The organism is Bosea sp. RAC05, from assembly GCF_001713455.1.
GTDB lineage: Bacteria > Pseudomonadota > Alphaproteobacteria > Rhizobiales > Beijerinckiaceae > Allobosea.
Genome location: NZ_CP016464.1, coordinates 4,629,148 through 4,652,723, shown reverse-complemented (window position 1 = coordinate 4,652,723; position 23,576 = coordinate 4,629,148). Strand labels below are relative to the sequence as shown.

At 68.3% G+C, this 23,576-nt stretch carries 22 protein-coding genes and 1 pseudogene; 4 read left to right on the top strand and 19 right to left on the bottom strand.

All coding sequences use genetic code 11. The features are described from left to right. Window positions 1–16 precede the first annotated feature (16 nt). The 6 genes from BSY19_RS25550 to BSY19_RS25525 all read right to left on the bottom strand — a co-directional run bounded on the left by BSY19_RS25550 (window position 17) and on the right by BSY19_RS25525 (window position 5,999). Window positions 17–1,024, bottom strand: a complete 1,008-nt coding sequence (locus tag BSY19_RS25550; protein WP_236840451.1) for a TRAP transporter substrate-binding protein — start codon at window positions 1,022–1,024, stop codon at window positions 17–19. Between the two features lie 46 nt (window positions 1,025–1,070). Continuing rightward, window positions 1,071–1,994, bottom strand: a complete 924-nt coding sequence (locus tag BSY19_RS25545; protein ID WP_069056624.1) for an amidohydrolase family protein — start codon at window positions 1,992–1,994, stop codon at window positions 1,071–1,073. Further along, a complete protein-coding gene (locus tag BSY19_RS25540; protein ID WP_069056623.1) occupies window positions 1,991–2,908 on the bottom strand; it encodes an NAD(P)-dependent oxidoreductase in 918 nt (305 codons plus the stop codon). The genes BSY19_RS25545 and BSY19_RS25540 overlap by 4 nt, the downstream gene beginning before the upstream one ends. A gap of 209 nt (window positions 2,909–3,117) precedes the next feature. Continuing rightward, the gene (locus BSY19_RS25535) at window positions 3,118–3,900 is read right to left on the bottom strand and encodes an enoyl-CoA hydratase (protein WP_069056622.1); all 783 of its coding nucleotides are present in this window, start codon (window positions 3,898–3,900) and stop codon (window positions 3,118–3,120) included. Further along, window positions 3,897–5,090, bottom strand: coding sequence for a CaiB/BaiF CoA transferase family protein (locus tag BSY19_RS25530; protein ID WP_069056621.1), 1,194 nt, complete (start codon window positions 5,088–5,090; stop codon window positions 3,897–3,899). The genes BSY19_RS25535 and BSY19_RS25530 overlap by 4 nt, the downstream gene beginning before the upstream one ends. Before the next feature lie 129 nt (window positions 5,091–5,219). Next, window positions 5,220–5,999: a GntR family transcriptional regulator gene (locus BSY19_RS25525; RefSeq protein ID WP_083247833.1), complete on the bottom strand. Its 780-nt coding sequence runs from the start codon at window positions 5,997–5,999 to the stop codon at window positions 5,220–5,222. A gap of 153 nt (window positions 6,000–6,152) precedes the next feature. Between BSY19_RS25525 and BSY19_RS28455 the strand changes: the two genes are divergently transcribed. Further along, a complete protein-coding gene (locus BSY19_RS28455; protein ID WP_069056620.1) occupies window positions 6,153–6,602 on the top strand; it encodes a hypothetical protein in 450 nt (149 codons plus the stop codon). A gap of 19 nt (window positions 6,603–6,621) precedes the next feature. Here the strand turns inward: BSY19_RS28455 and BSY19_RS28665 are convergent. The 9 genes and pseudogenes from BSY19_RS28665 to BSY19_RS28610 all read right to left on the bottom strand — a co-directional run. Beyond that, window positions 6,622–6,822 (bottom strand): annotated as a pseudogene (locus BSY19_RS28665) (ester cyclase); the annotation flags it as partial. Window positions 6,823–7,165: 343 nt separating this feature from the next. Next, on the bottom strand, window positions 7,166–8,665 hold the full coding sequence (locus tag BSY19_RS25515; RefSeq protein WP_150129735.1) for a hypothetical protein: 1,500 nt from the start codon (window positions 8,663–8,665) through the stop codon (window positions 7,166–7,168). A gap of 34 nt (window positions 8,666–8,699) precedes the next feature. Further along, entirely contained in the window at window positions 8,700–9,449 is a 750-nt protein-coding gene (locus BSY19_RS25510) for an ABC transporter ATP-binding protein (RefSeq protein WP_069056618.1), read from the bottom strand. 161 nt (window positions 9,450–9,610) lie between these two features. Then, window positions 9,611–10,966, bottom strand: coding sequence for a dihydroorotase (locus BSY19_RS25505; protein ID WP_069056617.1), 1,356 nt, complete (start codon window positions 10,964–10,966; stop codon window positions 9,611–9,613). Window positions 10,967–10,979: 13 nt separating this feature from the next. Continuing rightward, entirely contained in the window at window positions 10,980–12,428 is a 1,449-nt protein-coding gene (locus tag BSY19_RS25500) for an amidohydrolase family protein (protein ID WP_069056616.1), read from the bottom strand. Next, the gene (locus BSY19_RS25495; RefSeq protein WP_069056615.1) at window positions 12,425–13,417 is read right to left on the bottom strand and encodes an ornithine cyclodeaminase family protein; all 993 of its coding nucleotides are present in this window, start codon (window positions 13,415–13,417) and stop codon (window positions 12,425–12,427) included. The genes BSY19_RS25500 and BSY19_RS25495 overlap by 4 nt, the downstream gene beginning before the upstream one ends. 100 nt (window positions 13,418–13,517) lie before the next feature. Continuing rightward, entirely contained in the window at window positions 13,518–14,561 is a 1,044-nt protein-coding gene (locus BSY19_RS25490; protein ID WP_069056614.1) for an ABC transporter substrate-binding protein, read from the bottom strand. Window positions 14,562–14,726: 165 nt separating this feature from the next. Beyond that, window positions 14,727–15,428, bottom strand: a complete 702-nt coding sequence (locus BSY19_RS25485; RefSeq protein ID WP_069056613.1) for a class I SAM-dependent methyltransferase — start codon at window positions 15,426–15,428, stop codon at window positions 14,727–14,729. A 58-nt stretch (window positions 15,429–15,486) separates the two neighbouring features. Beyond that, window positions 15,487–17,193: a serine/threonine dehydratase gene (locus BSY19_RS28610; RefSeq protein ID WP_335622315.1), complete on the bottom strand. Its 1,707-nt coding sequence runs from the start codon at window positions 17,191–17,193 to the stop codon at window positions 15,487–15,489. Window positions 17,194–17,308: 115 nt separating this feature from the next. On the opposite strand from BSY19_RS28610, the gene BSY19_RS25475 reads away from it, so the two are divergent. Beyond that, entirely contained in the window at window positions 17,309–18,184 is an 876-nt protein-coding gene (locus tag BSY19_RS25475; RefSeq protein WP_069056612.1) for an HpcH/HpaI aldolase/citrate lyase family protein, read from the top strand. 125 nt (window positions 18,185–18,309) lie between these two features. Here BSY19_RS25475 and ppa read toward each other — a convergent pair whose 3' ends face one another. Then, window positions 18,310–18,849 carry an inorganic diphosphatase gene (gene ppa, locus BSY19_RS25470; protein ID WP_069056611.1) on the bottom strand — a complete coding sequence of 180 codons (540 nt, stop codon included), beginning with the start codon at window positions 18,847–18,849 and terminating at the stop codon, window positions 18,310–18,312. Window positions 18,850–19,026: 177 nt separating this feature from the next. Between ppa and BSY19_RS25465 the strand changes: the two genes are divergently transcribed. Then, window positions 19,027–19,749 carry a fused DSP-PTPase phosphatase/NAD kinase-like protein gene (locus tag BSY19_RS25465; RefSeq protein WP_069056610.1) on the top strand — a complete coding sequence of 241 codons (723 nt, stop codon included), beginning with the start codon at window positions 19,027–19,029 and terminating at the stop codon, window positions 19,747–19,749. Between the two features lie 3 nt (window positions 19,750–19,752). Here BSY19_RS25465 and BSY19_RS25460 read toward each other — a convergent pair whose 3' ends face one another. From BSY19_RS25460 to hmuQ, 3 genes are all read right to left on the bottom strand, one after another. Beyond that, the gene (locus BSY19_RS25460; protein WP_150129734.1) at window positions 19,753–21,207 is read right to left on the bottom strand and encodes a hypothetical protein; all 1,455 of its coding nucleotides are present in this window, start codon (window positions 21,205–21,207) and stop codon (window positions 19,753–19,755) included. Window positions 21,208–21,342: 135 nt separating this feature from the next. Then, window positions 21,343–21,876 (bottom strand): heme utilization cystosolic carrier protein HutX, encoded by a 534-nt coding sequence (gene hutX, locus BSY19_RS25455; protein WP_069056608.1) that lies wholly within the window; start codon window positions 21,874–21,876, stop codon window positions 21,343–21,345. A gap of 10 nt (window positions 21,877–21,886) precedes the next feature. Next, window positions 21,887–22,234 carry a heme-degrading protein HmuQ gene (gene hmuQ / locus BSY19_RS25450; RefSeq protein ID WP_069056607.1) on the bottom strand — a complete coding sequence of 116 codons (348 nt, stop codon included), beginning with the start codon at window positions 22,232–22,234 and terminating at the stop codon, window positions 21,887–21,889. 280 nt (window positions 22,235–22,514) lie between these two features. Between hmuQ and BSY19_RS25445 the strand changes: the two genes are divergently transcribed. After that, on the top strand, window positions 22,515–23,471 hold the full coding sequence (locus tag BSY19_RS25445) for a heme/hemin ABC transporter substrate-binding protein (RefSeq protein WP_150129733.1): 957 nt from the start codon (window positions 22,515–22,517) through the stop codon (window positions 23,469–23,471). Window positions 23,472–23,576: the final 105 nt, after the last annotated feature.

The window sequence follows — 23,576 nt, the reverse complement described above, 5'->3', positions numbered from 1 at the left end:
GCCCCGGCTTTCGGTGTCACTTCATGGCGCTGATGCGCGCGATGATCGGTGCCCAGGTCGGGAAGTCGGTGTTGACCTGCGCGCTCACGGATTTGCGGAACTCGTCGACCTTGAGTCCGTCCTTCTCGGTGATGAAGGTCATGCCCTTCTTCTTGAGCTCGTCGATCAGCTTGACCTCGGCCTCGAGCCCGAGCTTGAGAGTCTCCTCGCCAACCTCGGCCGCGACGGCGGCCACGACGGCGCGGTCCTTCTCCGGGATCGACTGCCAGCTGCGCTCGTTGATGAAGACCGGCAGCACGTTCTGCATGTGCCCGGTCAGCATCACATGGCTCTGAACCTCATAGAGCTTGTTGGCGTTGATCATGGTGAGCGGATTTTCCTGGCCGATCACCATGCCGGTCATCAAGGCGGTCGGTAGTTCGGCGACCTCGACCGGCGTCGGCACCGCGCCCATGCCCTTGATCATCGTCGTCCAGAGCTGCAGCGGGACGCCCCGGAATCGCTTGTCCTTGAGATCGGCGGGCGAATAGACCGCCATCTTCGCCGTCATCTGGCGTGCCCCGCGATAGAGCCGGCCGACGATGCGGATATTGGCCTGCTTGACCAGCTTCTCCGACATCTCCTTCATGATCTCGGAATTCGCCGGGTCGGTGGCCATCATCGCATGCGTGCCGTCGCGATAGATGAAGGGCGCGGCGAAGGCTGCCATTTCCGGCATCAGCCGCGACAGCGAAGCGAATTCGTGGTGGGCGAGCGAGATCGCGCCGCTGCGGACGCCGTCGACCGTCTCCTGCGCGCCACCAAGCTGCGAATTCGGGAAGACCTGAACCTTGACGCGACCTTCCGTGCGCGCCTGAACCCGCTTGGCGAACTCCTCGGCGTACCAGTACTGGATGTCGCCCTCCGAGCCGACATGGGCGTAGCGCAGCGTCACCTGGGCTGCCGCCGGGGCTGCGAAACCCGCCGCGAGCGCCAGCGCTGCGACCATGCTTTTGAGCGTCTGCCTCTTGTTGATCGTGGTCATCGGTTCCTCCTCGGTTTTTTATGGTGAGCTTTGTCGGTCCGGCAGCTCATAGCCGGTAGATGCGCCGGGCGTTGTCGTGAAACAGCCGGTCGCGGTCGCTTCCAGGCAAGCTCGCCGTCGCGGCGAGAAAGCCCGAGAAGATCGTATCGAAATCGCCGACCAGACTGTCGACCGGGAAGTTGCTGGCAAACATCGTCCGGCCCAGGCCGAAGATGGCGAGCGCATCGCGGATGACCGGGCCATTGGTCGCGACCGTCCAGGGTCGGCCCGGCAGGCCGAGGCCGGAGATCTTGAGCGCGATATTGGGCTGCGCCGCCGCCCGCTCCAGGGCCCGCCGCCAGGCCGCCAGCGCTTCGGGGGAGCGATCGGCGGGCAAGCCGGTGTGGTTGATGATAATCTGCGTCGCGGGGAAATCCTTCGCCAGTTCGGCGGCCGCATCGAGATGCCACCAGGGCGTCTGCAGGTCGAAGGACAGGCCGTGTCGCTCGAGCAGGGCATAGCCCTGGCGCCAGGCCGGATCGTCCATGGAGCCAGCGGCGCCACGCTTCGCCTCGGTCGGCCCGGAGGCTGCCGCGGGCTTGTGCCGGATCCCCCTTACGATCGACACGGCGGCATGGGAGGCGAGCAGCGTCGCGGCACCAGACGCGGCCAGGTCGCACCAGGCGACGACGACCGAGGGCAGCCCTTCCGCCTTCGACACCGCCGCGACCCACCGGCTTTCCTCTGCCGCCTTCTCACGCGCCCATTCCGCCTCGACATAGACGGAGGCCACGACGGGCCATCCAGCGAGATCCGCGCGATAATCCACAGGCATGTAGTCCCGGCAGATGGCCGAGTAATCGCCGTAGCGGAAAGGCACCCGCTCATGCTTCAGCCAGGGCAGATCGTTGGCGAGGTCCCAGACGTGATGATGCGCGTCGATGACGGCGCGCGGTCGGGGGGGAAGGGTGGGCCTCGCCTCGGCGGTCATGGCTTGCCCGCTGCCCGCTGTGCCGCATCATGCTCGTAGAGCTTCACGACAGCCGCCGAATCCGTCATCTCGTGGCCGAGTGCGACATAGTCCTTGTAGCGCTGCACGCCCTCCTCGATGACCTTGAGATCGAGCCCGAGATCGCGCGAAAAGGCGGAGACCGCCTTGAGATCCTTGAGGAGTTGCCGGGCATAGCTCGATGGGGGCTCGAAGGCGCGCTGCTGCATCTGCGGATAAAGCCGCTGCAGCAGACTGGAATCGGCGTGGCCGCCGGCCAGGCATTGCGGCAGGCGCGCGGCATCGATCCCAGCAGCCTCAGCCAGCATCAGCGCCTCGGCCATCACGACATAGCCTGTGCCAACGATCGCCTGGTTGATGATCTTGGTGGTCTGGCCGGCCCCGACCGGCCCCATCAGAGTGACGTTTCCGGCCATCTGGTCGAGGATCGGCTTGGCCTTCGCGAAATCGGCTTCCGACCCGCCCGCCATCACGGTCATGCCCCCGGTGCGGGCGAGCTGTGGGCCTCCGGAGACCGGAGCATCGATCCAGCCCGCGCCGGTCAGGCTCGCCAGCTTGGCAGCCACCTGGCGGGTGCCCTCGGGATCGGCGGTCGAGAAGTCGATAACCATTGTCGGGCCACGACCGGCGGCCGCGACGCCGTCCTCGGCCAGGATGCAGCGTTCGACCGCGGCCATATGCAGGACACAGAGCATGACGATGTCGCTCGCCGCCGCGACGTCAGCCGGGCTCCCGGCTGCCACCGCGCCCTGCGGCACGACGGTGCCGAGCCGCTCCGGCTCGAGGTTCCAGACGGTGACGGAGTAGCCGAGGTCGAGCAGGCGCCGCACCATGGCTTCGCCCATGATGCCGATGCCGATGAACCCGATGCGGGGCAGGGCGGTGGTAGCGCTCATGCGGGCGCCCTCCCGTTACGGCAATGAGCGCGGGTTGCATGCCAGGACTCTCGCCCGATGCTGGTTTCAGTCATCGATTTGGCTCCTTTTGGCCCGGCGGGTCTCGGGATGACAATCTTGCATGCCAGATTTGAGATGTCAGTGGATTGCGCGGCCCGAGGGCTTGGAGGGTGATGTCAGAGGTCGGCTTCGGTCGGCGCGCCGTTCGCTCAGCGCCCGGTCCAGGTCGGCAGCGCCTTGGTCTTGGCCAGGAACTCTTGGACGCCGCGGCGGAAATCGTCGCTGCCGTAGACCCTGTCGATCAGCGCATCGACGTCCGGGAGGGAGTCCAGCGTCATGCGCCGAAGCGTCTCCTTGGTGGTGCGGGTGGTCAGCGGTGCGTTCTCGGCGGCGCGACGGCACAGAGTCTCGATCTCGGCGTCTATTGCATCGCGCTCGACCACGCGCAGCAGGAACCCGCCGGCGAGCAGGTCCGGCGCCGTGATGATCTCGCCCAGCAGCACCATGCGCCGCGCCATCGCCACGCCGATCGCGCCGCCGATGCGCGCGAGGCTGAGCGCAGACAGGCAGTTGCCCAAAGTGCGGCCGATCGGCGAGCCGAAGCGGGCATCGGGCGTGGCAATGCGGAAATCGCAAGCCGCCGCGATGTTCAACCCGCCTCCGACAGCCCAGCCGTCGACGACGGCGATGGTCGTGACCGGAATGGCGTCGAGCGCGCGCATGCAGTCGTCGATCTCGCGCTCATAGGCGATGCCGTCGGCGCCGCTCGTGAACGTGGCGAAGCCCGAGATATCGGTGCCCGAGACAAAGGCCTTGCCGCCCCTGCCGCGGAAGACCGCGACGCGGATGGTCGGATCGTCGGCAATGGCGCGCGCAGCGTCGCGCATGTCCAGCCACATCTGCTTCGTCAGGGCGTTGAAGGCCTGGGGATTGTCGAAGCGGATATGGGCGACGTCGCCGACCGTCTCGTAAACGATACGCGGAGCTGTCATCGCGCCACCGCCGCCGTCTTGCGCCCCGGCCCGATCAGCCCCTTGCGCGTCAGCTCTTCGCGGATTTCGTCGCCATGCTGGTTCAGCAGAGGCGGCGGCAGGCGGATTTCCTGGGGCGTGCCGCTGAGCTTGACCGGGAAGCCCAGAGCCTTGAACTCGCCCTCGACCGGATGCGGGATGGTCTTGACCATCTCGCGCGCTACGGCCTGTTCGCTTTCCACGGCCTCGGCATAGTCGAGAATCGGCGCGGTCGGCACACCGGCCCCGATCAGCGCGTCGATCCAGTCCTGCTTGGTGCGGCTGCGGAAGGTCGGCGCCATCACCTCGATCAGCGCGATGCGGTTGATGATGCGATTGGCGTTGGTCGCGAAGCGCTCTTCCAGTTGCAGTTCCTCGCGCCCGATCGCCTTGATCAGCTTGAGCCACAGCCCCTGATTGGCGGCGCCGATGACGAACCAGCCATCCGATGCCTCGACCGCCTGGTAGGGCGCCGACATGCGGTTGGCCGATCCGATCGGGATTGGCGAGCGGCCGGTGCCCCAGAGTTCGGTCGTCTCCCAGACCGAGAGCGCCAGCGCCGCCTCGAACAGCGAGGCGTCGATGAACTGGCCGACATTGGAGGTCTGGCGGCCGATGATCGCGCTCAGGATCGCATAGGCGCTGAACAGGCCGGCACCGAGATCGGCGACCGGAATCGAGTTCTTGGCCGGCTCCATGCCGGGAAATCCGTTGGAACTGAGCACGCCCGAGACGGCCTGCGCCATCAGGTCGAAGCCGGGGCGTTGCGACCAGGGGCCGGTCTGGCCGAAGCCGGAGATGCTGGCATAGACCAGGCGTGGATTGATGGCGCGCAGCGTCTCGTAATCCATGCCCAGACGCGCGGCCACGCCGGGGCGGGCATTCTCGACGAGGACGTCGGCCGTCTGCACCAGCCCGTAGAGAACGTCGCGGTCCTCTTCCTGCTTGAGGTCGAGCGTGATGCTGCGCTTGTTGCGGTTCAGCGCCAGGAAGCCCGGGCTGTCGGTGCCCTTCAGTCTGAACCCCATCGACAGGCGGGTCGAATCGCCGGTGCCGGGCGGCTCGATCTTGATGACGTCGGCGCCCATATCCGCCAGCAGCATGCAACAAAAGGGGCCCGCCATCACCTGCGAGATGTCGAGCACGCGAATGCCCGCGAGTGGCAGCGCCATCGGATCAACTTCTCCCAAGATTGGCGCTCTGCCGGAGCAGGAGCCGCCATCCGCATTTTCGCGGCCTTATTGAGCTGACGTCTCTCGATGCTCAGCTAGTGTATGCGACATTCTGTATATCCTATAGGATTAGGCGTAGCTATCACCGGTGTCAATCCGGCGCGGCGGGGCGCTGGCGGGGTTGGGCAACGCTTCGTCACGATGATCCAGCGCGGTCGCCATGCGTTGGCGCGACGCTTCGAGATGGGTGCGCATTGCGGCCTCGGCCGCATCGGGGTCGCGGGCCAGCAGGGCGCTCACGATGGCGGCATGCTCCTGAAGCGCCCGTTCGGGAGCGTTGGTGCGAAACAGGAAGCGGAAGATGTGCAGATGGACGTGTAACCCCTCGATCGTTTGAGCGATGAAGCGGTTGCCGCTGGCGCTGGCGACGAGGTGGTGCAGTCGCGCATCACCTTCGGCGAACTGCGCATAGTCGGTCTCGTCGCCACCGGCGATCCGAGCCATCTGCTCGGACAAGGTCGTCAGCGCATCGAAACTCTGCTGGTTGCTGCGCAGCGCGGCGAAGGCCGCCGCCTGCGGCTCGATCAGAAGCCGCATTTCGAACAGGTCGTCGATCTCCGGCCGGGTCAAAAGCTCGGCGGCCCGGAACCCGACATTGGGAATCTTGTAGGCGAGCTTTTGGGCTTCGAGCAGCGTCAGCGCCTCGCGGATCGGCGTCGGCGATATCTGCAGATCGCGCGAAAGCGCTTCGATCCCGATATGGGCGCCAGGCGCGATCTTCATCGTCACGAGCATCGACAACAGTTGCTCATAAGCGAGTTCGACCAGCGATTTGGGATAGGCAAGCGGTTGCTCTCTCAGCGTGACGAGGCGGGAAAAAGCGGGCGACGCGGGTGTCTTGGCGACCATCGACGCGAACCTCAGGGCACAATTCTATAGGATATTGGCTTTCCCTTCGCGCTCCAACCCCGTTCACGCGGCGGCCAGGCCGGTCGCATCGTCGTCTCGGTCGCATCCGGGACCTGACGCCAGCGCGCCGTATCCTGGGAGACCGCGCAGGTCATGTTCGTCATCGGGCTCGCCGCGCTCTTCGGCTGGATCCTGGTCCAGCAGCAGATCGCGACTGCAGTACTGGCCTCGCTCCTGACGCTGTCCTCCGAGCCCGGGGTCATCCTGCTCGTCATCAATCTCGCGCTGCTGCTGTTTGGGATGATCGAGACCTGGCTTGACTCCGAGACCGGGCTTGCGATGAACGCCCACCCTGGCCCGGCCTGGCTGGCGCGTATGCCGGAGCGTTTCCGCTTCATCGACGGCGGCTATGAGGCGACCTGGTCAGACATGCTCGATATCGTCGAATCAACGTGTCATGCGATGGACGCTGTCGCGCGATTGGTCGGCGGATCGAAACGATGCTGGGCCGCGCCGCGTCCTGGCAGCGCGACCCCGGGTGGCAATCCGAGCGGCCGACAGGTTTTGCGGCGACGTCGACGAAGGGCTGTGGCAGCCCCTTGACTCCGAGCTGGATCAAGATGCGTGGCCAATCGCACTGGTCCCAGTGCTCGTCGAGCTGGCCGTCCTTGACCGACCAAAGATCGATCACGTCTAACTCGACCTTCTGGCTCTCTGGTTCGATATCGAGGAAGCCCGGCCCGGTCAGCGTACCTGTCGAGGACCAGCGGGTGACGACGCGGTCGGTGGCGGCGAAGACACCGTGCAGCTTGAAGCGCGCATCGGGCTTCGGCGAGTGTGCCTGTCCTGCTGTCGGTTGGGACGACGGTCAGGCAGGGTTCGAAGGCGGGTGATCTGAGTGGTTAGAATTATGGTGACAACGATGGTTAGAATGGGAGCCCGATTTGATCCATAAGTCGCTCTAAGCTACTGGATTCTATAATGTAGCTAGACTGCGGTGCGTTTACCCATGGGAGCGCCACCTTCCTGTGGCCTGGCGCGGTCTTCCCATATCGATCACAAATCCATCAGATGACGAGCGAGCGTCGGTCTTTGACGCCCGCCGTGCGTCGGGCTGACTTTATCGTTCGGGCGCGCCTTGTCCGGGCATCCCGATGGATCCCGGCTCAGGCTGCCGCGCGTGGGCGCGCCGCATACAGCACGCCCATGGTGGCCGCGGCCAGGAGCGCGCCCAGCATCGCGGACAGGTAGTCGCCCGCCAGCAAGGGCCAGAGCCCGACCGCGACCATCATCAAGGCCAGAAGCTCCATGAGTGTCACGGCGATGGGGCTCTTCATGCGCCGTCTGATCATGCCGGTTCGCGCCAGTCTCGGCTGATGCCAGAGGTTGACGCAGATGCCGCAGGCGATGGCGCATGCGACACCGAGCAGACTGACCAGACCGGCCCAGCCATCGAACACCAGCAGGAGGATCAACGGCGGCGCGGCGAAGGTGGCGGCAAGCCAGGCGATGGCACCAAAACGGGCGCGCTGTCGCAAGCGTGGGTCCAGCGGTGCGGTCAGGGCCAGGTCGGCGGCGTCGTCTGCCGACATCGCGATCCAGGTCAGGCCCCCGGCGATCTGGCCACACAGAACGATCAGGACCGGCACGAGCGCCGAGGCATCGTCTGCCCCGCTCGCGACCCGGTAGACGGTCACGACGGCGATCGGGATCAGAAAGATGCACTGCATCAGGATCTGCGACAGCAGCCACGGATCACGCAGGATGATGCGCCGTTCCTTGAGCATCAGCACCGCCACGGGTGACGATCCGAAGGAGGCGCGACTGCGCCTGGCGCGGGGTGGGGCTGCCGCTGCCGATCCTGCGGCGAGGACCGCATTGCGCACAAAGCTCTCGGCCAGGCCGATGAACATCAGCACGGCCATCAGCGCCGCGCCGGCCGCCACGGCGAGGAGGGCCACGAGATCGCCCGTCACGGCGCGGGCCGGCAGCATCGCCAGCTGCCAAAGGAGAGACTGCGGGTTGGCGACATAGTCCGCGACGAGGGCGTCCTTGGGGCCTGGCCCGAAGATCGCGTCCCACTGCACCATCACGAGCACCAGCAGGCCGGCGAGCGCCGCCGCCACCTGCGCCGCTACGCGCGTGCTGCGGATGCCGATCAGGCGCACCAGGCCCATGGCCAGTCCGATCGCGATGGCCGTCGCGCCGAGCGCGAGGGCCAGGATCAGCGGCAGGCCGGCCAGCCAATGAGGTCCGCGCTGCAGCGCCAGCAGGATCAGGATCGGCGCGCCATAGAGACCGGTTTTCGCGAGCGTGAAGCCAAAGACGTTGAGAGCCCTGACCAGCAGCACCGTCTGCGGAGGCAGGGGCGCGGAGAACATCAGGTCGTAGTCGCCGCGCGCGTAAAGCGCATAGGCGGCGGAATCGAGCGCGGCCGAGATCATCAGGACGAACAGGAAGGCCAGATTGATCGTCAAGGTGATCTGAAGGCGCGGATCGGCGGGGTCCAGTGCGCCGGCCGTCATCAGCAGAAGCTGCGACACGCCGAAAATGATCGTGCAGATGACAGCCAGCACGCCCGCGATGCGCCAGGGACGCATGGCCGTTTTCGGGCCTGCCATGTCGGCAATGCCGCGGACGGCCAGGCGGGCTTCGAGCGCCAGCACGGCGCGGGTTGCACCGGACAAAAGAGCCGTCATCTCAGGCTGCCTCGCCGCGCGCGACGACATCGAGGAAAACATCCTCCAGGGTCGAGCCCTGGGAGGCGCCGCCATCGCGCAGCTCGGCCATCGTGCCCTCGCAGACCAGACTGCCATTGCGAATGATGCCGATGCGGTCACTCAGCCGTTCAGCGACCTCGAGAATATGCGTGGTGAGGATCACGGTCACGCCGGTCGCGACACGGTCCTGGAGCAGGTCCTTCACATGGCGCGCCATCGATGCATCGAGGCCCGTCAGCGGCTCGTCGAGGATCAGCAGCTCGGGCTCGTGGATCAGAGCGCCAGCCAGAGCCACCTTCTGGCGCATGCCCTTGGAAAAGCCCTCGCAGCGCTGATCGGCCACGCGGGTCAGCTCGAGGGTCTCGAGCAGGGCGTCGCGGCGCTGCTTTGCGGCCCTGGGCTCGACCTGCCAAAGCCCGGCGACGAAATCGAGATACTCGACCGGCGTGAGCTTGTCATAGACCATCGGTTCATCGGGGAGCCAGGCCACCACGCGCTTGGCCGCAACCGGGTCCCGCAGGCGGTTGATCCCGCAAATGCTGATCTCGCCCGCATCGGGAGAGAGCAGCCCCGCGACAATCCTGAGCGAGGTGGTCTTGCCCGCCCCGTTCGGACCCAGCAAGGCGTAGAGCTCACCGCGCCGTATCCTGAGATCAAGGCCGTTGACCGCTGTGAAGCCGCCGAAGCGCTTCACCAGACCGCGGACGACCAGCGCATCATGGCCACTCATTCGAACGCTCCCATCATTGTGGGGCGTTATGCGGCATCGCTGGTGACGTTCGGGTTAAACTGACATGTCCCATCTCGTCGATGTTCGGGAGCCAAAGCGGTCGCATCGCCGGGATCTATGCGGCACGCCGCTCGACGGCCGCGGCCGTGCGGCTTCGGGGATCAGGCCGTGCGCAGGGCGCGTCCCGTGCCGGGCGGGGCGATGACCTGCCCGTCCTGCGCCACGCAGGTTCCGCGCAGAAAGGTCATCGCGGCGCGGCCCTGGGTTTTGCGGCCCTCGAAGGGCGTGACCTTGCCCATGGACTGGAAGGTGGCGCCGCGGATCGTCTCGCGGTGGTCGAGATCGAGCAGGACGAGATCGGCATCGGCGCCCACCATCAGCGCGCCCTTGCGGGGCCAGAGCCCGAAAGCGCGCGCCGGTGCCTCGCAGGCGAGGCGGACGTAATGCTGCAGCGTCAGCCGACCGGCGGCGACCTCCGTCAGCATCAGGCGCATCGAGGTCTCGACGCCCGGGAAGCCCGGCGAGGTCTCCCAGATCGAGGCGCGGTGCTTTTCCTCGACCGGGTGCGGCGCATGGTCGGTCGAGATCATGTCGATGGTGCCGTCGAGCAGGGCGGCCCAGAGCGCCGCGGCATGGCCGGCCTCGCGCACGGGTGGCTTGACCCGCAGCGCATTGCCGCCGGCACGCTCCGCATCGTCCATGCTCAAGAGCAGGTAATGCGGGCAGGTCTCGGCGGTGATGGCGACGCCACGCCGCTTGGCCGCCGCGATCACCGGCAAGGCGTGCCCGCAGTTCTCATGGGCGATATGGATCTTGCAGCCCGTCCATTCCGCAAACAGCGCGATCCGCTGCACGGCCTCGACGGTGGCGATGTCGGCATGCTGGGCGAGATGGGCGGCGAGATCGTCGCGGCCGGCGGCCTTCAGCTGCGCGCCGCGCCAGTTCAGGATCGGCGTGTTCTCGGCATGGACGGTGCAACGCAGGCCGGTCTGGCGGATCAGGGCCAGCGCATCGAGCACGGCGCCGTCGTTCGGACAGGGCACGAGCGGGTTGTCGCTGCCGAGGAAGAGCTTGAAGGCGCTGGCGCCGGCCTGCGCCATCGGCTGCAGATCGCCGAGATTGGCTTCGCCGACATAGCCGTAGACGCCGAAATCGACATGGGCTTGGCGGGCGGCGATGGCGATCTTCTCGCGCACCGCGGCGGCATTTGCCGTCGGCGGGTTGGTGTTGGGCATGTCGAAGATCGTGGTGACGCCGCCGACGGCTGCGGCGGCGGTGGCCGTCGCCCAGGTCTCCTTGTGCGAGAAGCCGGGCTCGCGGACATGGGTGTGGACGTCGAGCGCGCCGGGGATGAGCGGGCGCCCGCCGGCCTCGATTACCCGGCGCGCGGGGGGCATCGCCTCGCTGCGGCCGATCGCGACGATCCGGCCATCGTCGACCGCGACGGCGCCGTGGCGGCTGGCCTCGGGGGTGACGAGCAGCGCATCGCGGATGACGAGGTCGACGGTCGCGCTCATGGGTCGGCCTTGCTCATGGGACGGCTTTGGCGATCGCGTCGGCCGCCGCGAAGAGATCGGCGTTGCGGGCCCTCAGGCTCGCCTCCATCGCCTCGATCTCGCCGAGGACGGCTGGCGCGTCGAAGGTCGTGATGCGGCCCTGGTCGAGCACGACGCGTCCGTCGACGATCGCGGTCGTCACCGCCGCCCCGGTTTCGGCGAAGACAAGCTGCGAGGCGGCGTCGTTGAGCGGGCGCCACCAGGGCGCGTCGAGACGGTAGAGCACGATGTCGGCGAGTTGCCCGGGCGCGATCTCGCCGAGCCGGCCAGATAGGCGCAGCGCGCGGGCCCCCTCCACCGTCGCCATGCGCAGGGCGTCGCGGGAGGTGACCCATTGGCGGCGGTCGGGCAGGTCGGACCGATGCAGCAGCGCGGCGGCGCGCATCGCCTCCTGCATGACGAGGTTGTCGTTGGCGCCGGAGCCGTCGGTGCCGAGCGCGATCGACACGCCCGCCGCCAGCATCTCCGGTGTCCGCATCCGCCCCGTGCCGATCCGGGCATTGCTCTCGGGATTGTGGACGGCGATGGCCTGGCGCTGCGCCATCAGGGCGATGTCGGCTTCGTCGAGCCAGATCGCATGGGCGCAGGACCAGCGGTCGGAGAGGATGCCGAGGCGCTCGAGATGGGCGAGCGTGCTCTCGCCATAGCGCTCCCGCGCGATCCGCGCCTGGGCCTTCGTCTCCAGCAGATGCGTGTGGATGGGCAGGTCGTGGCGCTGCGCCAACTCGGCGCAGAAGAGCAGCGCCTCGTCGCTGCAGCGGTCCGGGTTGGAGGGGGCGGGGCAGAGCCCGATGCGGCCCGAGCGGCCGTGCCAGCGGGTGATGAGATCAGGCATCTGCTCGCGCAGCTCGGCGAGCGGATGCGGCGCCAGCAGTCCGGAGCCGCTGACGAGGGCCGTGACCGAGGCCGGCACCTCGATGCCGGCGGGGATGATGTCGGAGAAGACCCCGTCGAAGAAGCGCATGGCCAGTGTCGTGCGCAGGCCGGTCTCCTCCCAGGCTGCGAGCACGGCGTCCATGTCCGCCGTGCTGAAGCGCTGTCCGGGGAAATGGTCGATCAGCGCGGTCGTGCCGGTCGTCAGCATCTGGGCGGCACAGAGCAGCACGGCGAGGCGGATCTCGTCGGGCGTGCGGCGCGAGGTGTGGGCCTGCGTCAGCCACATGAAGGCGGGGTGGCTGAGCCCGTCGGCGAAGCCCGACATCGTGCCCGACTGCGAATGCATGTGGGCGTTGATCAGGCCGGGCGCTGCGAGCAGGCCGCTGCCGTCTATCTCGCGCGTGATGCTGCCCGGCGGCTGCGGCGGCACTTCGCCGACGGCGACGATGGTGTTGCCGCGGATCAGGATGTCGCCCAGGGGCGTGTCCTGCGCGGCCGCACCGGCCAGGATGCGCGCACCGCGGATCAGGAGCGTCGCTTCGGTCATGGCGCCCCCTGCAGGTCGACCGGCGTGCCCAGGCCGCGGGCCAGCGCCTTCGTCACCAGGGCGTCTGCCAGCAGCACGTCCTGCAGCGGCAGGCCCATCGACTTGAAGACCATGACGTCGGCGCCGGGGCTGAACGGCAGCGCGCGCTCCGGCAGCGCGCCGATCTCGCCGCGGATGCGGGCGGGGTCGAGCGCGCCCGAGGCCTGCGCCCGGACGAGATCGCCCGCCTTGGCGAAGGCGTCCTTGCGAGCGTCGAGATAGATGTCGGCCCGGCGGATCAAATCGTCGTCGGCCTCGCGGGCGCCCGGGTGGTTGGCGCCGCCGAGCACGATGCAGGCGCCCGGCCGAACAGCCTTGCCCGGGAAGACGGGCTCCTCCGAGGTCGTGACGGTGACGACGATCTCGCTTGCGGCGACCGCCTCGGCGGGCGTCGCGTCGGTGACCAGTTCGACATCGGCCAAAGCGGGCTCGCCGGCCAGGGTCGCGGCGAGGGCCGCCAGGCGCTGCGGCGAACGGCCGACCAGATGCAGGCGAGTCAGCGAGGGCCGCGCGATCTTGAGATAGAGCGCTGTGAGCGGGGCGCTGCGGCCGGCGCCGAAGAGGGTCGCGGTGGCGGCGGCGGGGGCGGCGAGCCGGTCGATGCCGGCGGCGAAGCCCGCTGCGGTGCGGTGCTCGTTGAAGAGCCCGGCGGAGATCAGGGCCCGCGGCTCTGCCCGACTCCAGTCCCACAGCGTGAGCAGGCTCGCCCAGTGGCGTGGGGCGTCGGGCCCGTCCGGATAGGCATGGACGTTGCTCTTGATCGTCAGCGTCTGCGGCCCGGCGCTGCCGGTGAGCAGCAGGCAGCCACGCCGGGGATCGTCCGCCCGCAGGTCGCCGCGCAGCGCTTCGCCATGGCCCGCCGCCGTGAGCCGGAAGGCCTCCGCCGCCAGCGCGACCGCTTCCGCAGGGTCGACGAGGGCGCGGATATCGGCCTCGCTCAGCACGATCATGTCGGGCTCATCGGTTCGCGGGGCTGCCGGTGGGCGCAGGAGCCGGGCGTCCTCGCGGCACGCCCGGCCCGGCATCGATCATCGCTCGGCTGGCGCGCACTCAGCTCTTGGGCGCCGGCATCTTGCGCTCGGCCTGCGGCGGCAGGAAGGAGCGGTTGAAGACCTCCTCGACCTTCGGTGTGCTCTTCAGATCGAAGGCCTCGCGGATCTGGGCGATCGCTTTGGTCATGCGCTCGTCGGAGACGTCGCCGGCGCCGAGCTTTTCGGTTTCGGGCGTCAGCATATGGGCCTTGTAGGTGAACTCGATGCGCTTGGCCTCGATCTCGGCGTTCACCGTGGGCTCGACGCGGTTCATCACCTTGCCGCCCTCGGCCGGGTTGACGGCGAGTTCGAGCATCGCCTTGTTGATCGCCCGAACCAGCCCGGCGACGGCCTTCGGATTCTCCTTGATCAGCTTCTGCGAGACCATCACGCCGTTCGAATAGGATTCGATGCCGTGGTCGGAATACATGATGAACTTGTAGTCCTTGTCGGGATTCAGCTTCATCCCGATCAGGTTCATGTAGGAGGTGACGGTGAAGACGAAGCCGCCATCGACCTGGCCCTGGACCATCATCATCTCCTGGACGGAGGGGGTGATGTTGACGACCTCGACCTTGCTGGCGTCGATGCCGTTGAGCTTGGCGAAGATCGGGAACAGGCGGTGCGTCGCGGAACCCGCCGGCGAGGTCAGCTTGCGGCCTTCGAGGTCCTTCAGCGTCTTGATCGGCCCATCCGCCTTGTGGATGATCGCGAAGGGCGCCTTGTTGTAGATCATGTAGACCATCACCGGCTGTTCGCCGGGCTTGTTCACGGCCTGCTGGATGATCGCGTTCATGTCGCCGAAGCCGGCGTCATAGGCGCCGCCCATGATGCGGGTCACGGTCGCGGCCGAGCCGTCGCCCTGGTCGATCGTGACGTCGAGCCCCTCGGCGGCGAAATAGCCCTTCTCCTTGGCGTAGAAGTACCAGGAGTGGACGCCCTGATACTTCCAGTCGAGCGTGAAGCGGATCTTGGTTGGCGCCTGCGCGAGGGCCGGCGAGGCGAGACCGACCAGCGCGCCGAAGGCGGCTGCGAGCGAGGCTTTGAGAAACTGGCGGCGCATGGCGACTCCTTCGGGGGTTGACGCAGGCTGCCCGGGCGGCGATGCGGCCGCGGTCGATCACGACCGGCATGGCGCGCCGCCAGGTGACGTCACGCTAGGCGGAAGCGACCGTTGCCGTCTTGTGCTGAGTTCTTGCCGCGACGGTGCAAAAAATGCACCGGTCGATCAGGGGCCCGCGGCGGGACGCTTGAGATGGTGCAGGCGCATCGGCTGGCGCAGCCGGTAGCCGCCCTTCACATATTCAGCCAGCGTGAAGAAGCGCTTCATCACCCGCTCCCGCTCTTCGAGGGCCTTATCGCGCAGCGACGGGTCGAGGGCGACGATGTGGTCGATGAAGTCGGCGACGGTGGTGTAGGCTTCGATGCGGTCGTATTCGCTCGTCGCGACCAGAAGAAGCCGTCCTTCCTTGATCGCCGCCGCGATGGCGTCCTGCGCCTCGGCCCGGATCTGCGTCTTGTCCTCGATCGGGCGCATCGAATTGAAGAACGTGCCTTCCGGCAGCGGTTCGACCACGATGATGTCGCTGCCCGGCTCGACGATCCGCGCGGCCTCTGCCAGCGCGGTCGCCATGCCCGCTACCGGGATATGGTGCAGGCTATCGACGAAGAGCGCGGCATTGACGGCCCCGTCGGTGAAGGGCAGGCGTTCCGCGTTGGCCTGGCGCAGGATCGCGGACGGTGCCGTACGGCGCGCCTCGGCGAGGGCTTCGGCATCCGGATCGATGCCTGCGACGCGGGCCCCCGCCTCGGCGAGCCCCGCGAGCAGAGCGCCGCGTCCGCAGCCGATATCGACGATCCGGCGCTGCTCCAGCGGCGCGAGGATCGCCTTGATCACCCTGAGTGTGTCGTCGACGGGACGTTTGATCATCAGCGCAGTCTAACCCTTGGTCAGCGCTCCCGCGCAACCCCTCTGCCGCCTTCTCGTCTCAACCCACCAGCGCGGCGAGCTTGCCAAGATCGACATTCGCGCCGCAGACGAGGACACCGAGCCGCTCGCCCGGTGTCGGCCGGTAGGCCCCGCAGAGCAACGCACCCAACGCGGCCGCGCCGCCGGGCTCGACCGCCAGGCGCAGATCGCGCCAGAGCGTCACCTGCGCCTCGGCGATGGCGCTGTCAGGCACGAGCACGACATGGTCCACCGTGTCCTTGCAGACGGCGTGGACGAGCGGGCCGACATTGCGGGCGCCGAGCGAGTCGGCGGCGATCGAGGCGACATCGACCTGCACCGGCCCGCCCGCCTCGAGTGCGGCCTGGAGCGCGCGCGAACCGGCCGGCTCGACGCCGACGACCTTGACCTTCGAGCCTGCGAACCAGGCGGCGATGCCTGAGATCAGCCCGCCGCCGCCGACAGCGACGAGGACGGTGTCGAGATCGGGCTCCTGCTCCTGCCATTCGCGGCCGAGCGTCCCCTGTCCGGCGATGGTCTCCTTGGCCGCGAAGGGGTGGATCTTGAGGGCGCCGGTCTCGGCCACGAAGCGGTCGCAGGCGGCTTGCGCGTCGTCATACTGCGCGCCGCCGATCACGACCTCGGCGCCGAAGCGACGGATCGCCTCGATCTTCGGGGGAGGAGAGATCTCGGGGACGAAGATCGTCGCCTTGACGCCGCGGGCGCGGGCCGCATAGGCGACCGCCGCGCCATGGTTGCCGCCCGAGGCCGCAGCCACGCCGGCGGCGGGCAGGTCCAGCGAGAGCAGATTGTTGAAGGCGCCGCGCGTCTTGAACGAGCCGGCATGCTGCAGGCATTCGAGCTTCAGCGAGATGTCGGCTTCCGAGCCGAAGGCCCCCGTGCCCAGCCGCATCACGGGGGTGACGCGGGCGTGGCCGACAATGCGCTGCGCGGCCGACTCGATCATCGGGCGCGGGACGGGGTTCTCGGTCATTGTGGTATCCTGTAGCGGCGGGCGATCGGGCCAATAGGTCCAGATCGCGACGGGTATGCCGTGGCTATCGCGTCCCGGCGGCTCGGGGAAGGGGCGTCCGCGCCCGGCGGCGATGTGCGTGGCGACGATCAGGGCTGCGAGCGCATCGAGGGCGTCGTCGGCGCCCGCGCCTCTCGGCGGGCGGGCATGGACGGTCTCCCGCGGGAGACCCTGCGCGATCAGGAGGGCGCGCCGCTCGGCCATGCCGGCCTCGTTGATGCGACCCTTGATCTTCTTGGGATGGGCGAGGGGGCTGCCGCGCATGGTGGCGAAGGCGAGTTCAGGGTGGACCTCGCGGAGGCGCTCGCGCAGCCCCGTCTCGGCCCGCAGAAGCGCGTCGATTTCGCGGATCCGCGGAAACAGGTGGAAGCCCTGCTTCGACACCTTGCGGGGCGGCTGCGAGGTGGCGAGCGCCTGCCTGCAGGCCTCGCCGTAATCGTCGGATTCGACGGCCGCCCGCGACGGGATCGAGAAGACGGAGGACTGGCGCTGGCCGAGCCAGGGGCGCACCAGCTGCTCGGGGCCACGGCCGGAGCCCTCGATCCGGTCGGGCAGGCCGATCGGCATGTCGACCGCGATCAGGGCGGGCGGCGTCGCCAGGAGGTCGCCGAAACGGGCCACGACCCGCAGCGTCGGCGCCGTCCCGGCGGCGAGGTCGAGGCAGGCCGCCACCCAGCCGGCCTTGCAGCCGTCGACACCCGCGATCCAGCCCATCGTCCAGCCTTCCTCATGCGACCTTCGCAGAACTGACGTTGCCGGCGCTTCGCGTCTAGTGTGCGGTGCAGCGACGATTGGCCGGAGGCTGGACCTCCGGAGCCGGGAGACAGCCATGACGACGATCCGCCCCCGCCGCAGCGTGCTCTATATGCCGGGCTCGAACGCCCGCGCCCTCGAGAAGGCCCGCGAGATCGCCGCCGACGCCCTGATCCTGGACCTCGAGGACGCGGTCGCGCCCGAGGCGAAGGCGGCGGCCCGGGATCAGGTCTGCGCGGCGGTCAAGGCCGGCGGCTATGGCCGGCGCGAGCTCGTGATCCGCACCAACGGTGTCGACACGCCCTGGTTCGGCGATGATCTCGCGGCGGCCGTCGCGGCCGATCCCGATGCGATCCTGATCCCGAAGGTCTCGACGGCGGAGACGCTGCAGCAGATCGACGCGACGCTGGACGGGCTGAAGGCACAGCCGGGCCTTCGGGTCTGGGCGATGATCGAGACGCCGCTCGCCATCCTCCAAGCCGAGACCATCGCGCGGGCGGCACGTGATCCCGGCAGTCGCCTCGCCTGCTTCGTGCTGGGAACCAACGACCTCGCCAAGGAGACGCGGGCCCGCTTCGTGCCCGGCCGGGCGCCGATGCTGCCCTGGCTGACCAGCGCGATCCTCGCCGCCCGGGCGCATGGGCTCGACGTTCTCGACGGCGTCTACAACGACCTCAAGAACGAGGACGGGTTCCGGGGCGAATGCGAGCAGGGGCGCGATCTCGGCTTCGACGGCAAGACGCTGATCCACCCGGCGCAGGTCGGCACCGCCAACGCCGTCTTCGCCCCCGATGAAGCCGAACTCGCCCAGGCGAAGGCGATCATCGCGGCCTTCGCGCTGCCGGAAAACCAGGGCAAGGGCGCGATCCAGCTCGGCGGGCGCATGGTCGAGCTGCTGCATGCCGAGATGGCGAAGCGGGTGGTCGCGCTGAGCGAGGCGATCGGGGACTGACGCAGCCGCTCCCTCGCATGAGGGCTGACGTGCTGCCCAACGAGAAAGGGCCGCTGGCGCGGCCCTTTCCCTGATCCGTCTGCCAAGGCAGGCGGCCTCTCCCAGGAGGCTGAGAGGTTCCTGCCTCAGCCGGCCTTCGCCGCCTTGGCGCGCTCCATCGCCTCGACGATGAGCTGCTTGGCCTTGGTGGCGTCGCCCCAGCCGGTCAGCTTGACCCATTTGCCGGGCTCGAGATCCTTGTAGTGCTCGAAGAAGTGCTGGATCTGGTCGAGCGTGATCTTCGGCAGGTCGGTGTAGTTGTGGACGTTCTCGTAGCGCTTGGTCAGCTTGGGGACCGGCACGGCGATGATCTTCTCGTCGCCGCCGCCCTCGTCCTCCATCATCATCACGCCGATCGGGCGCACCGCGATGTAGGAGCCCGGAATCAGCGGGCGGGTGTTGGCGACGAGCACGTCGCAGGGATCGCCATCCTCCGACAGCGTGTGCGGAATGAAGCCGTAATTCCCGGGATAACGCATCGGGGTGTAGAGGAACCGGTCGACGAAGAGCGTGCCGGCCTCCTTGTCCATCTCGTACTTGATCGGCTCGCCGCCGATGGCCACCTCGATGACCACATTGACTTCGTCAGGAGGGTTCTTGCCGATGGAGATGGCGTCGAGGCGCATGGAGTGGAAACCTGTCAGGATGGGAAACGCGGGTCTTATGAGGGTTCGCGCGGCAAACGCCAAGCCCGACCTTGGCCCTAGCCACGGCCGCGGCGATTTGCGCAGGGGGCCCTCCGCTGCTATCGGGCGCGACATGACACGCCATTCGAGCCGCCGCTCGCCGCGCAGGGCGCGCCCATGCTGAGCCGCCTGCGCCCGGACGAGGAGCGCTATGCCAGGCGCATGGCGCGGATCGCCCGCTGGGACCGCCCGATCGAGAGCCGCGGCCAGCGCCTGCGCGCCTGGGCCAACATGCTGCTGGTCGACCACGGCATCTTCCGCCTCGCCTATCTCAACGCGCATCGCGTCACGCCGAAGCTGTGGCGGGCGGCGCAGCCCGCGCCGGGGCAGATCGCCTGGTTTGCGAGCCAGGGCGTGAAGACCATCGTCAATCTGCGCGGCGGGCGTGAGCACGGCTCCTGGCCGCTGCAACGGGAGGCCTGCGAGCGCCACGGCATCGCGCTGGTCGATTTCGTGCTGCGCTCGCGTGGCGCGCCCGATCGCGAGACCATCCTCGGTGCGGGCGAGTTCTTCGCCTCGCTGCAGGAACCGGCGCTCGTCCACTGCAAGTCGGGCGCGGACCGGGCCGGCTTCTTCTCGGCGCTCTATCTCCTGATCCATGAAGGGCGTCCGCTCGACGAGGCGACGCGGCAGCTGTCGCTGCGCTATGGTCATTTCCGTTTCGCCAAGACGGGCATCCTCGACGCCTTCTTCGACGCCTATCGTGTCGAGGGCGAGGCGAAGGGCCTCCCCTTCCTGGACTGGGTCCGCGACGTCTACGACCCGGCGCGGCTGGAGAGCAGCTTCAAGCCCGGGCTGCTGTCGTCCCTGCTGGCGGACCGGCTGATCCGACGCGAATAGGGCTCAGCCCGCCGCTGGACGCGCGCCGGACGCGCTGTCCGGGATGGTCTCCCGCTCCTCGCCGCCGAGCCAGACGAGCAGGACGTGGGCGAGGGCGCGGCCGACCGAAATGAAGCCCACCGCATAGAGCAATTCGCGCGAGAGGTTTCCGAACCAGAGGATCGTCGCGACGATCGCGACCAGCGCGATCGCGTGGGACGCCAGTTGCCAGGCCGTGGTCCGCGAACTCGCGGCGATGTCGTGCAGCGGGTTGAACAGCGCGATGCCGGCATAGAACAGCGTCATCACGGCAATCACCTCGCCCAGGCCGGACCATTTGCTGCCATCGAAGATGCTGTCGAACTGGTGCGCGCCGATGGCGATGGGCAGGAAGACGCCGATGGCCGCCGCAGCGAGGCCGAGCATGGCCCAGCGGATCCAGGACCGGCGCCCCGGCCCCGACTGGGCGCGCAGCCCGTTCATCACCAGCGGGCCGGAGACGGTTCCGTACATTTGCGTCGGCATGTCGAGCAGGCGCATCGCCAGCGCCACTTGCGCGGCGAGCAGCGGATTCTCGGCATAGGGGAGGGCCAGGAGCGGGGCCGTGGTGAAACCGAAGGAGAGCAGCGCCGAGGGCAGGAGGATGCGCGGCGCGTCGCTCCAGCGCGCGAGGCCCCAGGCCAGTCCGCGCAGCGACCAGAGGCGGGGATGCGCCAGCGTCAGGATGCTCCCGCTGCGGCGGGCGAGGATGTAGAGCGCTGCCGCGCAATGTCCCAGCGCGTCGGCGAGGAACAGCGCCAGCGCCTTGGGCCCGAACACGCCGATCAGCACCAGCATCAGCAGCGGCTGGACGATGGCCTGGACCAGATTGCTGTTGCCGATCGCCCGGAAGTCGCCCTCGGCCGTCGCCTCCGCCCAGAGCAGGCGCAGCACGATGCGGGCCGCCAGCGACAGGAAGAAGATCAGCCCGATGGCGGGCGGCAGCCAGCCCAGCTGGACGATCAGGAGCAGGGCGACTGCCGCCAGGCCCAGGAAGACGGCGCCGCTCGCCGATGCGAGCCTGAAGGCGAGGGCGAGTTCATAGCGCGCATTGCTGCGGAAAAAGACCGCCTCGAGCCGCATCAGCGCCGGGATCGAGACGAAGGAGGCGGCTGCGCTGAAGACCGCGAAGGCAGCAAAAATCGATGGCGGGCAGAAGTAGGCGGCAACGAGCAATCCCCAGACGGAGATCAGCCGCGCCTGGACGAAGCGCAGCCCGAGCAGCATCGCCGCGCCGACGCGTTGGCGAATGGCGGGGACCCGCGCGGCGAGGCCCCGGCCCTGGGCGAGCGACCGCGCGGGGCGACGGGGCGGGAAGCTGGCCCGTTCGAGTACGACGTGAGCGACCATGTCCATCCCCAAGGCTGGACCATCGGGCAGGCCGTCATCCCGCATGTTCTGGTCGCGGTCCGGCGAACCGGAGCCGATGTCGACAGTCACGATGGATAGGCCCTGGAGCAGGAAGGCTGCGCCGACATGGTTAACGCGCGGTGAAGATTCGCCATCTCAAACCAAAAAGGGGCCTGCGCCCGGGAGGCGGGCACAGACGCCAGGAATAGGGCCATCGGATGGCGGTCAGACGAATTTCGTCTTCAGCGCCTCGAAGCGGTCGAGCTGGTCGGGCAGCAAGGCGCGCTGGGCGTCCCGCCGGACGAACACCTTGAACATCACCTCGCCGTCGCCGTTGAAGAACTGCACCGAGCAGACGCGGCGGCTGGTGAGCTGGCGGTCGACGACATAGATCGCGGCGCAGTTGGACGCCTTGATGTGCCCGCCGATCGGGCTGTCGCCATGGATGTTGTAATAGCCATGGCCGAAGGAGCCGACCGGCAGCGCGCCCTCGCATTCGAGCACGATGTCGGGGGTGTGGACGAGGAACATCACTGTTCCCCAGGTCGCGAGCTCCTGCCACAGCGCCTCGAAGCGCTCGGGCGCGATCAGGACACGGCCCTCGGCGGGCATCAGCTCGAGCACGGCCCGCGTCGACAGGCCGGTTTCCTTGGCCACCGACTCGACCATGGAATCGGGCTTCTCCGCGAGCATCCGCCGTGCCCGGGCGAGAGGCTCCTCGCCCGCGGGGCCGGTTTCGATCGTCAGACTGTCCGACATGAGAGCGCCTTCACTCGGCCGCCTGGAGCGGGCGGCGGGGGTTGGTCTCGCTGAGGACGGTCTCGAAGCCCTCGAACTCCGGATGGCCCAGGAAGAGCGGCTGCTCGCGCTTCTCGCCGGCGTTGCGGTGGGACTCGCGGAACTGCTCCGACTTGGTCCAGGCGGTGAAGTCCGCCTTCGAGGCCCAGGTCGTGTGCGAGGAGTAGAGCGTGTGGTCGTCGCGCTCCGGGCCCTTGAGCAGGTGGAAGGCCATGAAGCCCTGCATCTCGTCGAGGCGGGTCTTGCGGGTCGCCCAGACGGTTTCGAACGCGGCCTCCTGGCCCTTGGCGACCTTGAAGCGGTTCATGGCGATGAACATCGGGATGGTCCTGTTCTCGGGTTCCGGTACCGCCGGGCCGTTGCATCGGCGCAGCGAAAGGCCTCTGCGGCGCGACATCCTGCACGATGTCGCGCCTCTCGTCGCGCCCTTGACCGCTTCTAGTAAACCTGAATATCAACGTCAACAACGCCGAGTTTAAGTTCAGTTTTGAATAATTAAAAACTGGCAATTACTTGGTCAATTCGATGGCTGTTGGCAACAGCGCCTGTCTTCGGCTTGTGCCGGGCGATCAGGCGCGCTGCCGGTGGGAGACCTCCTCATGCGAATGCGCGATATCCTCTGTCGAGAGCGACGCCGGATGCCCGGCCGGCGCGAACTCGCCGCGGCCCTCGGCCTCACCGCCCTGGTGGCCCTCAGCCCGTTGCTGCCGGGCGGCTTGATCGGGCCCGCTCACGGCCAGGCGCAGCCGCGCATCGTGTCGGTGGGCGGGGTTGTCACCGAGGTGATCTACGCGCTCGGATTGCAGGACCGCATCGTCGGGGTCGATTCGACCAGCCAGTTCCCGCCCGACGCGCTGCGCGACAAGGCCAATGTGGGCTATGTGCGCGCCCTGTCGGCCGAGGGCGTGCTCTCGCTGAAGCCGTCGATGGTGATGCTCGTCGACGGCGCCGGCCCGCCGGGCGCCGTCTCCCTGCTGAACGAATCCGGCGTCGGCATCGTGCGCGTCGCCGACGAGACGAGCGAGGCGGGCGTCAGCGCCAAGATCGAGGCGATCGGCCGGGCGCTGGGAGCGGCCGAGCCGGCCGCGCGGCTCGCGGCCCAGACGAAGGCGCGCTTTGCGGAGCTCGCCACCCTGCGCGGCAGCATCGCCAGGCCGCGGCGCGTTCTCTTCGTGCTGTCGCTGCAGAACGGGCGCGTGATGGTCGGCGGGCGCAACAGCTCCGCCGACGCGATCATCCGCCATGCCGGTGCGGTCAATGTCGCGGATGGCATCGAGGGCTACAAGACGATGACCGACGAGGCGATCATGGCCGGTGCGCCGGACGTCATCCTGATGATGAGCCACAACGTCAATCACGCGACGACGCCCGCTGAGCTTTTCGCGATGCCGGCCTTCGCCGAGACGCCCGCCGCGCGGCAGAAGCGTCTCGTCACCATGGACGGGCTCTATCTCCTGGGCTTCGGCCCGCGCACGCCGATGGCCGCGCGCGACCTGATGGCGGCGATCTATCCGGACGCCGCGGTGCCGCCGCTGAAGACCGCCAGCGCACCATGACGCTCGCCGCGCGCACGACGGCGAACCTGCCCGCCGGCCTTGCGACGCTGATCGCGGGCCGGCGGCGGCTGGCTCTGCTCGCCGGGGGGCGCTGACGCTGGGCTG

Excerpts from the sequence above, each read along its gene's own strand:
- BSY19_RS25550 (WP_236840451.1), bottom strand. The coding sequence starts at position 1,024 with ATGACCACGATCAACAAGAGGCAGACGCTCAAAAGCATGGTCGCAGCG.
- BSY19_RS25545 (WP_069056624.1), bottom strand. The coding sequence starts at position 1,994 with ATGACCGCCGAGGCGAGGCCCACCCTTCCCCCCCGACCGCGCGCCGTC.
- BSY19_RS25540 (WP_069056623.1), bottom strand. The coding sequence starts at position 2,908 with ATGAGCGCTACCACCGCCCTGCCCCGCATCGGGTTCATCGGCATCGGC.
- BSY19_RS25535 (WP_069056622.1), bottom strand. The coding sequence starts at position 3,900 with ATGACAGCTCCGCGTATCGTTTACGAGACGGTCGGCGACGTCGCCCAT.
- BSY19_RS25530 (WP_069056621.1), bottom strand. The coding sequence starts at position 5,090 with ATGGCGCTGCCACTCGCGGGCATTCGCGTGCTCGACATCTCGCAGGTG.
- BSY19_RS25525 (WP_083247833.1), bottom strand. The coding sequence starts at position 5,999 with ATGGTCGCCAAGACACCCGCGTCGCCCGCTTTTTCCCGCCTCGTCACG.
- BSY19_RS28455 (WP_069056620.1), top strand. The coding sequence starts at position 6,153 with ATGTTCGTCATCGGGCTCGCCGCGCTCTTCGGCTGGATCCTGGTCCAG.
- BSY19_RS25510 (WP_069056618.1), bottom strand. The coding sequence starts at position 9,449 with ATGAGTGGCCATGATGCGCTGGTCGTCCGCGGTCTGGTGAAGCGCTTC.
- BSY19_RS25505 (WP_069056617.1), bottom strand. The coding sequence starts at position 10,966 with ATGAGCGCGACCGTCGACCTCGTCATCCGCGATGCGCTGCTCGTCACC.
- BSY19_RS25500 (WP_069056616.1), bottom strand. The coding sequence starts at position 12,428 with ATGACCGAAGCGACGCTCCTGATCCGCGGTGCGCGCATCCTGGCCGGT.
- BSY19_RS25495 (WP_069056615.1), bottom strand. The coding sequence starts at position 13,417 with ATGATCGTGCTGAGCGAGGCCGATATCCGCGCCCTCGTCGACCCTGCG.
- BSY19_RS25490 (WP_069056614.1), bottom strand. The coding sequence starts at position 14,561 with ATGCGCCGCCAGTTTCTCAAAGCCTCGCTCGCAGCCGCCTTCGGCGCG.
- BSY19_RS25485 (WP_069056613.1), bottom strand. The coding sequence starts at position 15,428 with ATGATCAAACGTCCCGTCGACGACACACTCAGGGTGATCAAGGCGATC.
- BSY19_RS28610 (WP_335622315.1), bottom strand. The coding sequence starts at position 17,193 with ATGGGCTGGATCGCGGGTGTCGACGGCTGCAAGGCCGGCTGGGTGGCG.
- BSY19_RS25475 (WP_069056612.1), top strand. The coding sequence starts at position 17,309 with ATGACGACGATCCGCCCCCGCCGCAGCGTGCTCTATATGCCGGGCTCG.
- ppa (WP_069056611.1), bottom strand. The coding sequence starts at position 18,849 with ATGCGCCTCGACGCCATCTCCATCGGCAAGAACCCTCCTGACGAAGTC.
- BSY19_RS25465 (WP_069056610.1), top strand. The coding sequence starts at position 19,027 with ATGCTGAGCCGCCTGCGCCCGGACGAGGAGCGCTATGCCAGGCGCATG.
- hutX (WP_069056608.1), bottom strand. The coding sequence starts at position 21,876 with ATGTCGGACAGTCTGACGATCGAAACCGGCCCCGCGGGCGAGGAGCCT.
- hmuQ (WP_069056607.1), bottom strand. The coding sequence starts at position 22,234 with ATGTTCATCGCCATGAACCGCTTCAAGGTCGCCAAGGGCCAGGAGGCC.
- BSY19_RS25445 (WP_150129733.1), top strand. The coding sequence starts at position 22,515 with ATGCGAATGCGCGATATCCTCTGTCGAGAGCGACGCCGGATGCCCGGC.